This is a genomic window from Spirosoma montaniterrae, from assembly GCF_001988955.1.
Classification (GTDB): Bacteria; Bacteroidota; Bacteroidia; order Cytophagales; family Spirosomataceae; genus Spirosoma; species Spirosoma montaniterrae.
On record NZ_CP014263.1, the window covers coordinates 5,003,365 to 5,017,215 of the forward strand.

Here is a 13,851-nt window from a genome sequence, read left to right on the forward strand (position 1 = left end):
AATTTTGCAACTCCAAACCGAAAACGGGGCGGAAATTGTTCTTTTATAGTGTTTTTGGGGAGTTTCCAGAGTGGCCAAATGGATCAGACTGTAAATCTGCTGGCGTACGCCTTCGGAGGTTCGAATCCTCCACTCCCCACAGAAAAGAGGTTGTGAAGTTATAGAGTCATATAGTTATAAAGTTGGCGGGCGTGTTTGCAAAACTTTACGACTATACAACCGTACAACTCTACGACTTTTCTCTTGCGGAAGTAGCTCAATTGGTAGAGCGATAGCCTTCCAAGCTATAGGTTGCGGGTTCGAGACCCGTCTTCCGCTCCAGGATTTGAGTTATAAAGTTGTAAAGTCATAGAGTTATAAAGTTACTAATGCCTGACCAGCAAAACTTTACAACTTTATAACCATACAACTTTACAACTTACTTGTTTGCCTTCTTAGCTCAGTGGTAGAGCACTTCCTTGGTAAGGAAGAGGTCGTCGGTTCAAATCCGATAGAAGGCTCAAGACTTCGCGGAGAGGTCTATGAGTAAAGCCGTATCGTCATTGCGTTCTGAGCGCAGTTTCGAGCGGCTTGATTGACGTTCAGCGAGTTTATTTCAACACAAACAACAGTTCACAATAGCGTTTTAAACACATGGCAAAAGAGACTTTTGACCGCTCGAAACCGCACGTTAACATCGGTACGATTGGTCACGTTGACCACGGTAAAACGACGCTGACGGCTGCCATTACGAAAGTGCTGGCCGAAAAGGGTCTGGCCGCAATTCGGGACTTCTCCTCGATTGACAACGCCCCCGAAGAAAAAGAGCGGGGTATTACCATCAATACATCGCACGTTGAGTACGCTACGGCTGCCCGCCACTATGCGCACGTTGACTGCCCTGGTCACGCCGACTATGTGAAGAACATGGTAACGGGTGCCGCTCAAATGGACGGTGCTATCCTTGTAGTAGCTGCTACGGATGGCCCGATGCCCCAAACTCGTGAGCACATCCTGCTCGCCCGTCAGGTAGGCGTTCCTCAGCTTGTTGTCTTCATGAACAAAGTGGACATGGTAGATGACCCTGAGTTGCTCGAACTCGTTGAGATGGAAATCCGCGAACTGTTGAGCTTCTACCAATTCGACGGTGACAACATTCCTGTCATCCAGGGTTCGGCTTTGGGTGGCCTGAACGGCGATGCCAAATGGGTAAAAACCATCGAAGAATTGATGGACAGCGTAGATAGCTGGATTCCGCTGCCTCCGCGTCAGACGGACCTGCCGTTCCTGATGCCGGTAGAAGACGTATTCTCGATCACGGGTCGGGGTACGGTAGCAACGGGCCGTATCGAGCGCGGTGTTATCAACTCGGGTGAGCCGGTTGAAATTCTGGGCATGGGTGCCGAAAACCTGAAATCGGTTGTAACGGGCGTAGAAATGTTCCGGAAAATTCTGGACCGTGGCGAAGCTGGTGACAACGTAGGTCTGCTGCTCCGTGGTATCGAAAAAACCGATATCCGTCGTGGTATGGTAATCTGCAAACCAGGTTCGGTGAAGCCGCACTCGAAGTTCAAAGCTGAAGTATATGTACTGTCGAAAGAAGAAGGTGGCCGTCACACGCCATTCTTCAACAAGTACCGTCCGCAGTTCTACTTCCGCACCACCGACGTAACGGGCGAGATTTCGCTGCCTGCCAACGTTGAGATGGTAATGCCGGGCGACAACATTACGATTGACGTAACCTTGATCAACAAAATCGCTATGGAAAAAGGTCTCCGTTTCGCTATTCGCGAAGGTGGTCGTACCGTAGGTGCTGGTCAGGTAACAGAAATCGTTGAGTAATAACTGACTTAAAACAAGTGCATTTCATAACTGGGATGCACTTGTTTTTTGACTTTATTTCTTACCTTTGCAGTCCGTTTCAGGAAAAGTTATGGTCTGGCATTAAAACTGCTGATTGTTTACTGCTCACTGATGACTGATATACGGGTGTAGTTCAAGGGTAGAATAGCGGTCTCCAAAACCGTTGATGGGAGTTCGAATCTCTCCACCCGTGCCAATTCTTACTGAAAAATGGACAAGTTTATCGCGTTTCTGAAAGCCTCCTGGGAGGAAGTTCAGCACAACGTAACCTGGCCTAAATTCAGCGATTTGCAATCCAGTTCTACGTTGGTACTGGTGGCATCGCTGATTTTCGCGCTCATGGTTGGCCTGATCGATCTGGTATTTGAGAACGCGCTGAACGCCTTCTATCAGTCGTTCTGATTACAGCAGGCGTAGCAGTCAACGAAGGTTCGTTGGTTCGCTGACGTCAATAATCGAGAAGTTATGCCCAGCGACATCAAGAAAGCAAGCAAGTCGGCTTCCGACGAACCCAAAATACCCGTTGGTATTCACTGGTACGTAATTCGTGCCGTGTCGGGTCAGGAGAAGAAAATCAAATCGTACCTCGACAACGAAATCATTCGCCAAAAGCTGGATGAGGTTGTGCCGCAGGTGCTGATTCCGGCAGAGAAAGTATACGAGGTGCGAAATGGCAAGAAGCGTGTTCGCGAAAAATCGTTCTTTCCGGGCTATATTCTGATTTCGGCTGATTTAGCTAATAACCGCGCCCTCGATATGATTTTGAACATGCCGGGCGTTTTGGGCTTTCTGGGTAATTCGCAGGTAGGTACGACCTCGAAAATGCCGGTGCCGCTGCGTCAGTCGGAGGTAAACCGGATTTTGGGTAAGGTCGATGAAGAAGCACAGGAGGTGGCTACCCCGACGGTAGCTTTCCACAGAGGTGAGAATGTAAAAGTAATCGATGGGCCGTTCAGCAGCTTCATCGGTTCGGTAGAAGAAGTATTCGATGACCGGAAGAAACTGAACGTCGTCGTAAAAATATTTGGCCGGAACACTCCGGTAGAACTCAGTTACGCACAAGTAGAAAAAGAGAGCTGAGCTTCCAGGTTAGCTCTCTGCGTTTGATCGGTCTGCATCTATGCTTCCCTTTGAGAACAGCCGGTCAGGAAGTTGATGAATGAAGCCAAACAGACTATGTGACGAGTCTGCTGGTTGTCAAACATCAGAACGGGGCCGCTTCGGGCGGTCGTAAATCTTTTTTCACAATGGCAAAAGAAGTAGGTGGCTACGTAAAGCTGCAAGTCAAAGGCGGGCAGGCTAACCCCTCACCTCCGATTGGTCCGGCGTTGGGTTCCAAGGGTTTAAATATCATGGAATTCTGCAAGCAGTTCAATGGCCGGACGCAGGATAAGATGGGTATGGTGCTGCCGGTGCTGATTACGTACTACAAGGACAAGTCCTTCGATTTCGTCATCAAAACCCCGCCCGCTCCGATTCTCCTGATGGAGGCTGCGAAGCTGAAAGGCGGCTCGGCCCAACCCAACCGGAATAAGGTAGGTTCGGTGTCGTGGGACCAAATCCGCGCCATCGCCGAAACGAAAATGCCCGATCTGAATGCGTTTACGGTTGAAGCCGCCATGCGGCAGGTAGCCGGAACCGCCCGCAGCATGGGTATTACGGTGACAGGGACTGCGCCCTTCGAGAACTAATCAGACTTGCCCAAGCATTAACGAGACATGGCTAAGTTAACGAAAAAACAAAAGGAAGCTCAGTCGAAGTACGATGCCGCCAAAGAATACTCGCTCCAGCAGGCAGCCGAGATTCTGAAGGAGATTTCGTACACTAAATTCGATGCTTCCGTGGATATTGACGTTCGGTTAGGCGTTGATCCGCGTAAGGCCGACCAAATGGTGCGTGGCGTTGCTACGTTGCCCCACGGTACGGGTAAAACGGTTCGCGTTCTGGTGCTTTGCACGCCGGACAAGGAGAACGAAGCGAAAGAGGCTGGTGCCGATTACGTGGGTCTGGACGAATACATTCAGAAGATCGAGCAGGGCTGGACGGACATCGACGTGATTATCACGATGCCGAACGTTATGGCTAAAGTTGGTCGTCTGGGTAAAGTACTGGGTCCACGTGGTTTGATGCCGAACCCTAAGTCGGGTACGGTGACGCCGGAGGTAGGTAAAGCTGTTCGCGAGGTGAAGGCTGGTAAAATCGACTTCAAAGTCGATAAGCAGGGTGCCATTCACACCAGCATTGGTAAAGTGTCGTTTACGCCGGAAAAGCTGGCTGAAAACGCGCAGGAGATCATCAGCACGTTGCTGAAACTGAAGCCTTCGTCGGCTAAAGGAACTTACGTGAAAACGATCAACCTGTCGAGCACGATGAGTCCGGGAGTTACGATTGATAAAAGCACCGTTGCCGGTATTTAAGCCATGAAACGCGAGGAAAAAGGAGCCATTATTGAGGAATTAACTGGTAAGTTCCAGACGATTCCCTTCTTCTACATCACGGAGGCTAAAGGCATGACGGTTGCTGAAACCAACGACCTTCGCCGGATGTGTTTTGAACGGGGTATTGAGTACAAGGTGGTGAAGAATAGCTTCATCAAAAAAGCACTCGAAGCTCACGAAGCGGACTTTACGCCGTTGAACGAGACGGTGCTGCATGGTCAATCGGCGGTGATGTTTCACCCTGAAAACCAGAAAGCACCGGCGCAGCTTATCAAAGAGTTCCGTAGAACGAACGACAAGCTGCAATTGAAAGCCGCGTCGATTGACGCCAGCCTGTTTATTGGTGCCGATCAGCTCGATACGCTGATGGCCCTGAAAAACAAGCAGGAACTCATCGGCGAAATTATCGGTCTGTTGCAGTCGCCTGCTAAAAACGTTATTTCGGCGTTGCAGGGTGGCGGTAACAAACTGGCTGGCATTCTCAAAACGCTCTCGGAGCGCGAGGAGGCTTAATTTTCTGTCAAGGGCGGGTGCCCGAGACTTTCCAAACAATTGTATCACAATCAAATAAGAATACTAAAATGGCAGATTTGAAAGCGTTCGCTGAGCAGCTTGTAAGCCTGACTGTTAAAGAAGTTAACGAACTGGCTACCATCCTGAAAGATGAGTACGGTATCGAACCGGCTGCTGCTGCTCCTGTAATGGTAGCAGGTGGTGCTGCGGGTGGTGGCGATGCTGCTCCGGCTGCTGCTGAGAAGACTTCGTTCGACGTAATCCTGAAAGCACCCGGACCTGGTAAGCTGGCCGTGGTGAAATTAGTTAAGGATTTGACAGGTCTGGGTCTGAAAGAAGCCAAAGAACTGGTTGACACCGCACCGAAGCCGGTGAAAGAAGGTGTTGCTAAAGACGAGGCTGAAGCACTGAAGAAGCAACTCGAAGAAGCTGGTGCTGAAGTAGAAGTTAAGTAAGCAACTGCCTAATCGCATATCGCTCCAAGCAGGGGAGGCCAGGTAACTTATCTGGTCTTTTCCTGTTTGGAGAATTTTTGTCTTATGCTTGCAAAAGACAAACTTATTCTTATTGCCTTACGTTGTCTATTCACGCCCCTCGGGTAGGTTGACACCTGGGGTCTGAATAGCCGCTTAATTCGGGTGCCATTGCAAATCCTCGCAATGCGCTCACAGAGAATCGGTTACGCAACTAAACGAAGCACAATCTTGGCTACAAACGCGAAAATCAGTACGCGCAAAAACTTTGCGACGATTCAGCCAGTGATCGGATACCCAGATTTTCTGGACATCCAAGTGAAATCCTTCAAAGATTTTTTCCAGCTTGACACCCCGTCGAATCAACGTTCGGAGGAAGGGCTGTTCAAGGTTTTTCAGGAAAATTTCCCGATCTCTGACTCCCGCGAGAATTTCAAGCTGGAGTTCATTGACTACCTCGTTGACCCTCCCAAATATTCGGTCGACGAGTCAATTGACCGGGGACTTACCTATTCAGTGCCGCTGAAAGCCAAACTGCGTCTGTCAAACAACGATCCTGATAATGAGGACTTTGAGACAATTGAGCAGGAGGTGTTTCTGGGCAACATCCCCTACATGACGGAAAAAGGCTCTTTCGTCATTAACGGGGCAGAGCGGGTGATTGTTTCACAATTGCACCGGTCGCCGGGCGTGTTCTTCTCCATGAGTAAGCACACAAATGGCACCAAGCTGTACTCGGCGCGGATTATTCCATTCAAAGGATCATGGATTGAATTCTCGACCGATGTTAACAATGTCATGTATGCATATATCGACCGGAAAAAGAAATTTCCGGTAACGACATTGCTGCGGGCTATTGGCTTCGGTTCAGACAAAGACATTCTCGATCTGTTTGGCCTGTCGGAAGAAGTTCCGGCAACGCCCGCCAACCTGAAAAAGGCGATTGGTCGGCGGTTGGCCGCCCGTGTATTGCGGACGTGGACGGAAGACTTTGTAGACGAAGACACCGGCGAGGTGGTTTCGATCAGCCGGAACGAAGTATTGCTGGAACGCGACTCGGCGATTTCGGCAGACGACATCGATACGATTATGGAATCGGGCCAAAAGTCGGTCATCCTGCATAAGGAAGACATGAACATGGCCGATTACAACATTATTTATAACACGCTGCAAAAAGATAGCTCGAACTCGGAGAAAGAAGCCGTTGAGCAAATCTATCGTCAGCTACGGAACGCCGACGCTCCCGACGAGCAAACCGCCCGTGAGATTATCCAAAGTCTGTTTTTCTCAGACAAGCGATATGACCTCGGCGACGTTGGCCGCTACCGGATCAATAAAAAACTTCAGCTTGATATATCGGCTGATATGAAAGTACTGACGACGGAAGACATTGTCTCTATCGTGAAGTACCTCATCGGTTTGATTAACTCGAAAGCTGTTGTCGATGATATTGACCACCTCAGCAACCGGCGCGTCCGGACGGTGGGCGAGCAGTTGTATGCACAGTTCGGCGTTGGTCTGGCCCGTATGGCCCGAACCATCAAAGAACGTATGAACGTGCGGGATAATGAGGATTTCAAACCTGTTGACCTGATTAATGCCCGAACACTGTCGTCGGTCATTAACTCATTCTTCGGTACGAACCAGTTGTCGCAGTTCATGGACCAGACCAATCCGCTGGCCGAAGTGACGCACAAGCGTCGGATGTCGGCACTGGGGCCGGGTGGTCTTAGCCGCGAACGGGCTGGTTTTGAGGTACGTGACGTACACTATACGCACTACGGTCGGTTGTGTACTATCGAAACGCCTGAAGGTCCAAACATCGGTCTGATTTCATCGCTCTGTGTTTATGCGAAGATCAACAGCATGGGCTTCATTGAAACCCCCTACCGGATCATTGAAAACGGAAAGGTATCGATGGATAAGCCGGTGATGTATCTGACTGCTGAAGAAGAAGATACGCACTACATTGCGCAGGCCAATGCTGCAATTGATAACAAAGGAAACTTCCAGGTTGACCGATTGAAAGCCCGCTTTGAAGGCGACTTCCCAATAGCCGAACCTGGCAACGTAACCTTCATGGACATTGCTCCGAACCAGATTGTATCGGTAGCTGCGTCGATGATTCCGTTCCTCGAACACGACGATGCTAACCGTGCCCTGATGGGATCGAACATGCAGCGTCAGGCCGTGCCGCTGCTCCGCCCCGAAGCTCCGATTGTGGGTACGGGTCTGGAAGGCCGCGTGGCTGTTGACTCGCGGGCGTTGGTCATTGCCGAAGCCGATGGTGTAGTTGAGTTCGTTGATTCGACCAAGATTGTGGTTCGCTACGATTTAGACGACGATCAGATGGCCGTTACGTTCGATGAGGACGTGAAGACCTACAACCTGATTAAATTCCGCCGAACCAACCAGGATACCTGCATCAATCTGAAACCAACCGTGCTGAAAGGTCAGCGGTTAAAGAAGAACGACGTTCTCTGCGAAGGCTATGCTACGCAGGCGGGTGAACTGGCTCTGGGTCGTAACATGAAAGTGGCTTTCATGCCGTGGCAGGGTTATAACTTCGAGGATGCTATCGTGATTTCGGAGCGGGTAGTGCGTGAAGATATTTTCACCTCAATCCACATCGAAGAGTTTGAACTCGAAGTGCGTGATACCAAGCGCGGGGAGGAAGAACTAACGTCGGAAATTCCGAACGTATCGGAAGAAACGGTACGCAACCTCGACGAGAACGGTATCGTGCGCGTCGGAACGGAGGTAAAAGAAGGTGATATCCTGATCGGTAAGATTACGCCGAAAGGAGAAAGCGACCCAACGCCGGAAGAAAAACTGCTGCGGGCCATCTTCGGTGATAAAGCCGGCGACGTGAAAGATGCCTCGAAGAAAGCACCGCCTTCGCTAAAAGGCGTGGTGATCGACACCAAGTTATTTGCGCGCCCGGCCAAAGAAGACCGGGGTAAGCACAAAGACGAGGTGAAGGCCCTGATGAAAAAGTACGGTCGTGAATTGAACGACTTCCGGGCGCGGATGATCGACAAACTGGTAACGCTGCTCGATGGCAAAACCAGTCAGGGCGTGAAGCATAAGTTTGGCGATGAGGTGGTTAGCAAAGGAGTGAAGTTCAACCGGAAAAACATTACGGACAACCTTTTCCCCGATAAGAACCCCTACCGCGATGAAAGCGGCTATGCCGTACCGGAAGAAGTGAATCTGCTGGTCGATGTCAACCTTGAGGGCTGGACCGACGACGATAAGCTGAATCAGATGGTGTTGCAGTTGGTGAAAAACTACAACAACCGTCGGAGCGAAATTACGGGTCGGTTCAAGCGGGAGCGGTTTACCCTCGAAGTGGGCGACGAACTGCCCGCAGGCATCGTGAAACTGGCTAAAGTGTATATCGCCAAGAAGCGGAAGCTGAAAGTGGGTGATAAGATGGCCGGTCGTCACGGTAACAAAGGGGTGGTTGCCCGGATTGTGCGCGATGAAGACATGCCGTTCCTCGAAGATGGAACCCCAGTCGATATTGTGCTTAACCCGCTGGGCGTACCAAGCCGGATGAACCTCGGTCAGATTTACGAAACCGTACTGGCTTGGGCTGGTCAGAAGCTGGGCCGCAAGTATGCAACGCCAATCTTCGACGGAGCTACCGAACAGCAGGTTGTCGATGAACTCGACGCAGCCGGTCTGCCGTCGTTTGGCCGGACATTCCTCTACAACGGTTTGACGGGCGAACGCTTCGATCAGAAAGTTACGGTAGGTATCATCTACATGCTCAAACTCGGCCACTTGGTTGACGATAAGATGCACGCCCGTTCGATTGGCCCGTACTCGCTCATTACGCAGCAGCCGCTGGGTGGTAAGGCGCAGTTTGGTGGTCAGCGGTTTGGTGAGATGGAAGTATGGGCGTTGGAAGCTTTCGGAGCCTCGAACATTCTACAGGAAATTCTGACCGTAAAATCCGACGACGTGGTGGGCCGGGCGAAGGCTTACGAAGCTATCGTGAAAGGTGAAAACCTGCCGAAGCCAAACATTCCCGAGTCGTTCAACGTACTCGTTCACGAGTTGCGTGGGCTTGCTCTTGAAATTACGTTAGAATAAGGTATTAAGGCATAAGGTGCGCAGGTGTAAGAGTTTATTCTCAGGCACCGCTCACCTTATACCTTCTGCCCTTTTTAAAACCTATAATCTCCAACCAATGTCGTTCAAAAAGAACAAGAAACTCAATAGCGACTTCCAGAGCGTGACGATCAGCCTGGCGTCGCCGGAGTCTATTTTGGAGAGTTCCTACGGCGAAGTGACACAGCCGGAGACGATTAACTACCGGACTTATAAACCCGAAATGGGCGGCTTATTCTGTGAGCGCATCTTCGGGCCGGTGAAGGACTGGGAATGTCACTGCGGCAAGTATAAGCGGATTCGCTATAAAGGCATCATCTGCGACCGCTGCGGTGTTGAGGTAACGGAGAAAAAAGTGCGCCGGGAGCGTATGGGCCACATCGAACTGGTGGTGCCTGTGGCGCATATCTGGTACTTCCGTTCCCTGCCGAATAAAATCGGATACCTGCTGGGGCTATCGACCAAGAAGCTCGATCAGGTTATCTATTACGAACGGTACGTGGTTGTTCAGCCGGGTGTCAAAGCCGAAGATGGTATCAACCAGCTCGACTTCCTGACCGAAGACGAATACCTCGATATTATCGACAAACTGCCGGAAACCAACCAACGGCTCGACGACAAAGACCCGAACAAATTCATCGCCAAGATGGGGGCCGAAGCGTTGGAAATGCTGCTGTCGCGGTTGCAGTTAGACGAACTGTCGTACCAACTGCGTCATGCAGCGGCTACCGATACGTCGCAGCAACGGAAGGCCGAGGCTTTGAAGCGGCTGAAAGTGGTTGAAGCGTTCCGCGAAGCCAATGGCCGCATCGAGAACCGCCCCGAGTGGATGGTAATCAAGATGGTGCCGGTGATTCCGCCCGAACTGCGCCCGCTCGTCCCGCTGGATGGTGGCCGGTTTGCTACGTCGGATTTGAACGACTTGTACCGTCGGGTTATCATTCGGAACAATCGTCTGAAGCGGCTTATCGAAATCAAGGCACCCGAAGTAATTCTCCGCAATGAAAAGCGGATGTTACAGGAAGCCGTCGATTCGCTCTTCGACAACTCGCGGAAAGTAAACGCCGTTCGGTCGGAAGGCAACCGTGCCCTGAAGTCGCTGTCTGACATGCTGAAAGGTAAGCAGGGCCGTTTCCGGCAAAACCTGCTCGGTAAGCGTGTCGACTACTCTGGTCGTTCGGTTATCGTGGTTGGTCCCGAACTGAAGCTGCACGAATGCGGTCTGCCAAAAGACATGGCGGCTGAGTTATTCAAGCCGTTCGTGATTCGGAAGCTCATCGAGCGGGGTATCGTGAAAACGGTGAAGTCGGCGAAGAAAATCGTTGACCGCAAAGACCCCGTAATCTGGGACATTCTGGAAAACGTGCTGAAAGGTCACCCGGTTCTGCTGAACCGTGCTCCAACGCTGCACCGTTTAGGTATTCAGGCATTCCAGCCGAAGCTGATCGAAGGCAAAGCCATTCAGTTGCACCCGCTCGTGTGTACGGCGTTCAACGCTGACTTCGATGGCGACCAAATGGCCGTTCACGTGCCACTGGGTCAGGAAGCCGTATTGGAAGCGTCGTTGCTCATGCTGGCATCGCACAATATTCTGAACCCTGCCAACGGAGCACCGATCACCGTACCATCGCAAGACATGGTACTGGGTCTGTACTATGTAACGAAGGGGCGCAAAAGCATTCCTGAGTACCCAATTACGGGCGAAGGTATGATGTTCTATGGTGCCGAAGAAGTTATCATTGGCATCAACGAGGGTAAAGTTTCGAAGCACGCCAATATTAAGTGCCGGGTGAAAGTCCGGGATGAAAACGGGCAACTGGTTGAGAAAGTGATCGATACGGTAGCCGGTCGGTTGTTGTTCAATCAGGCTGTTCCTGAGGAAGTTGGCTTCATCAACGAACTGCTGACGAAAAAGAAACTGCAACAGATCATCGCCCAGATCTTCAAGATTTCGGGGGGGGCTCGCACGGCGCAGTTCCTCGATGAAATCAAAGAACTCGGCTTCCAGATGGCTTTCAAAGGCGGTCTGTCGATTGGTCTGAGCGACGTGATGATTCCTGAAGCCAAGCAGGGTCTGGTTGAAGAAGCCAAAGCCGAAGTGCAGAGCGTTTGGGACAACTACCTGATGGGTCTGATTACCGAAAACGAACGCTACAACCAGGTTATCGACATCTGGACGCGGGTAAACTCGCGCCTGACCGAAACGCTGATGAAGCAGCTCGAAGCCGATCAGGGGGGTTTCAATTCGATCTACATGATGATGCACTCCGGTGCCCGTGGTTCGCGCGAACAGATTCGTCAGTTGGGCGGTATGCGGGGACTCATGGCGAAGCCGCAGAAAAACCTGCAAGGCTCGGTAGGCGAGATTATCGAAAACCCGATTCTGTCGAACTTCAAAGAAGGTCTCGACGTATTGGAGTACTTTATCTCGACGCACGGTGCGCGGAAAGGTCTGGCCGATACAGCTCTGAAAACTGCCGATGCCGGTTATCTGACCCGCCGTCTGCACGACGTGGCGCAGGACGTTATCATCAGTGAAGACGACTGCGGTACGCTGCGGGGCTTACAAGTGTCGGCGTTGAAAGACAACGAAGACATCGTAGAGCCGCTGTCGGAGCGGATTCTGGGCCGGACAACGGTACACGATATTTATGATCCGCTGCTGAAAGGCGAAGATGGTAAACCATTGCTGATTCTGGCGTCGGGTGAACTGATTACGGAAGAAGTGGCCGCTGCCATTGACGAAACGAGCATCGAAACGGTTGAAATCCGGTCGGTTCTGACCTGCGAATCGCGGCAGGGCGTATGTGCCAAGTGCTACGGTCGCAACCTGGCAACGGGCCGTATGGTCGACATCGGCGAAGCGGTAGGCGTTATTGCCTCGCAGTCGATTGGTGAGCCGGGTACGCAGCTTACCCTCCGTACATTCCACGTGGGTGGTACTGCCTCGAACATTGCGGTCGATGCATCGATTAAAGCGAAGTTCGACGGCTTGATCGAGTTCGAGGAAATGCGGACGGTTGAGTCGGAAGACGCCGAAGGCAATCCACAAACGGTTGTGATGGGCCGCTCGGGCGAAGTTCGGATTGTTAATCCCGACGACCGCAACGTGGTGTTAATCAGCAACAACGTTCCATATGGCGCGTTCCTGCGGGTGAAAGACGGCGACACGGTGAAGAAAGGCGACGACATTTGCGCCTGGGACCCTTACAACGCCGTTATTCTGTCGGAACTGACCGGTACATTAACGTTCGACGCTATCGAAGATGGTGTTACCTACCGCGAAGAATTCGACGAACAGACGGGCTTCCAGGAGATGGTAATCATCGAAAGCCGCGACAAGGCGAAGAACCCGGCCATTGTGGTTCAGGGCACAACGACGCTGTCGCTGCACCTGCCCGATACCGATGCAAATGGCCTGGTGCAGAAGAGCTACAACCTGCCGGTTGGTTCGCGCTTAGTCGTGAAAGCGGGTCAGAAAATCAAAGCGGGTCAGCCGCTGGCGAAGATTCCGCGTAACGTGGGTAAAACCCGCGACATTACCGGTGGTCTGCCGCGTGTGACCGAACTCTTTGAAGCTCGTAACCCGTCGAACCCGGCGGTCGTCTCAGAAATCGACGGAGTGGTAACGTATGGAGCCATCAAGCGTGGTAACCGCGAAATCTTCATCGAGTCGAAAGACGGCACGAAGAAGAAGTACCTCGTACCGCTGTCCAAGTTCATTCTTGTGCAGGACAACGACTTTGTTCGGGCTGGTGCTCCGCTATCAGATGGTGCCATTACGCCGAGCGATATTCTGGCGATCAAAGGCCCGACTGCCGTTCAGGAGTATTTAGTGAACGAAATTCAGGAAGTTTACCGCCTGCAAGGGGTGAAAATCAACGATAAGCACATCGAAGCCATTGTGCGGCAGATGATGCAGAAAGTGGAGATCATCGACTCGGGCGATACCAATTTCCTCGAAGGTCAGGTAGTGGATAAGTGGGCGTTCCGTGAAGAAAACGACAAAGTTCTCGACGCGAAAGTAGTTATGGATGCTGGCGATTCGACCAACTTCAAGCCGGGTATGATTGTCACGAGCCGTCAGCTCCGCGATGAAAACTCCAGCCTGAAACGCCGTGATCAGGCCCTCGTAACCGTTCGCGACGCAATGGCCGCCGTTTCGCAGCCGACCTTGATGGGTATTACGCAATCGTCGCTGGGTACGGATAGTTTCATCTCGGCGGCTTCATTCCAGGAAACGACGAAAGTGTTGAGCGAAGCCTCGATTCGGGGTAAGCGCGACATGCTCGAAGGGTTGAAAGAAAACGTGATCGTAGGTCACTTGATTCCAGCCGGTACAGGTATCCGTCGTTACCAGAACACGATTGTTGGCTCGAAAGAGGAGCTGGAAACCATCACCGAATCGCGCGAACAGTTCGCCCGCAGCAAGAAACGGGCAACGGTGTAGTATTTATGCGTTGATA

The 13,851-nt window shown here is 51.6% G+C and carries 9 protein-coding genes and 4 tRNA genes; all 13 read left to right on the plus strand.

Translation table 11 applies throughout. The annotated features are described in order from the left end of the window. Positions 1 to 56 precede the first annotated feature (56 nt). The 13 genes from AWR27_RS21525 (at position 57) to rpoC (ending at position 13,835) form a co-directional block, all read left to right on the plus strand. Positions 57 to 139 (plus strand) — tRNA-Tyr (locus AWR27_RS21525). 106 nt (positions 140 to 245) lie between these two features. Next, positions 246 to 321, plus strand: a tRNA-Gly gene (locus tag AWR27_RS21530). A gap of 107 nt (positions 322 to 428) precedes the next feature. Next, positions 429 to 500: transfer RNA gene (locus AWR27_RS21535), tRNA-Thr, on the plus strand. 133 nt (positions 501 to 633) lie between these two features. Further along, positions 634 to 1,821 (plus strand): elongation factor Tu, encoded by a 1,188-nt coding sequence (gene tuf, locus AWR27_RS21540; RefSeq protein WP_077133091.1) that lies wholly within the window; start codon positions 634 to 636, stop codon positions 1,819 to 1,821. Positions 1,822 to 1,964: 143 nt separating this feature from the next. Next, positions 1,965 to 2,038 (plus strand) — tRNA-Trp (locus tag AWR27_RS21545). A gap of 14 nt (positions 2,039 to 2,052) precedes the next feature. After that, a complete protein-coding gene (secE, locus tag AWR27_RS21550; protein ID WP_077133092.1) occupies positions 2,053 to 2,244 on the plus strand; it encodes a preprotein translocase subunit SecE in 192 nt (63 codons plus the stop codon). A 63-nt stretch (positions 2,245 to 2,307) separates the two neighbouring features. Continuing rightward, complete coding sequence (gene nusG / locus AWR27_RS21555) at positions 2,308 to 2,922, plus strand: transcription termination/antitermination protein NusG (RefSeq protein WP_083732930.1); 615 nt, start codon at positions 2,308 to 2,310, stop codon at positions 2,920 to 2,922. A 167-nt stretch (positions 2,923 to 3,089) separates the two neighbouring features. After that, positions 3,090 to 3,533 carry a 50S ribosomal protein L11 gene (gene rplK, locus AWR27_RS21560; RefSeq protein WP_077134135.1) on the plus strand — a complete coding sequence of 148 codons (444 nt, stop codon included), beginning with the start codon at positions 3,090 to 3,092 and terminating at the stop codon, positions 3,531 to 3,533. 27 nt (positions 3,534 to 3,560) lie between these two features. Further along, positions 3,561 to 4,259 (plus strand): 50S ribosomal protein L1, encoded by a 699-nt coding sequence (gene rplA, locus AWR27_RS21565; protein WP_077133093.1) that lies wholly within the window; start codon positions 3,561 to 3,563, stop codon positions 4,257 to 4,259. A gap of 3 nt (positions 4,260 to 4,262) precedes the next feature. Beyond that, a complete protein-coding gene (gene rplJ / locus AWR27_RS21570; protein WP_077133094.1) occupies positions 4,263 to 4,793 on the plus strand; it encodes a 50S ribosomal protein L10 in 531 nt (176 codons plus the stop codon). 68 nt (positions 4,794 to 4,861) lie between these two features. Further along, positions 4,862 to 5,248, plus strand: coding sequence for a 50S ribosomal protein L7/L12 (gene rplL, locus AWR27_RS21575; RefSeq protein ID WP_077133095.1), 387 nt, complete (start codon positions 4,862 to 4,864; stop codon positions 5,246 to 5,248). A 249-nt stretch (positions 5,249 to 5,497) separates the two neighbouring features. Then, the gene (rpoB, locus tag AWR27_RS21580) at positions 5,498 to 9,367 is read left to right on the plus strand and encodes a DNA-directed RNA polymerase subunit beta (RefSeq protein WP_077133096.1); all 3,870 of its coding nucleotides are present in this window, start codon (positions 5,498 to 5,500) and stop codon (positions 9,365 to 9,367) included. A gap of 97 nt (positions 9,368 to 9,464) precedes the next feature. Beyond that, complete coding sequence (rpoC, locus tag AWR27_RS21585; protein ID WP_077133097.1) at positions 9,465 to 13,835, plus strand: DNA-directed RNA polymerase subunit beta'; 4,371 nt, start codon at positions 9,465 to 9,467, stop codon at positions 13,833 to 13,835. Positions 13,836 to 13,851 lie beyond the last annotated feature (16 nt).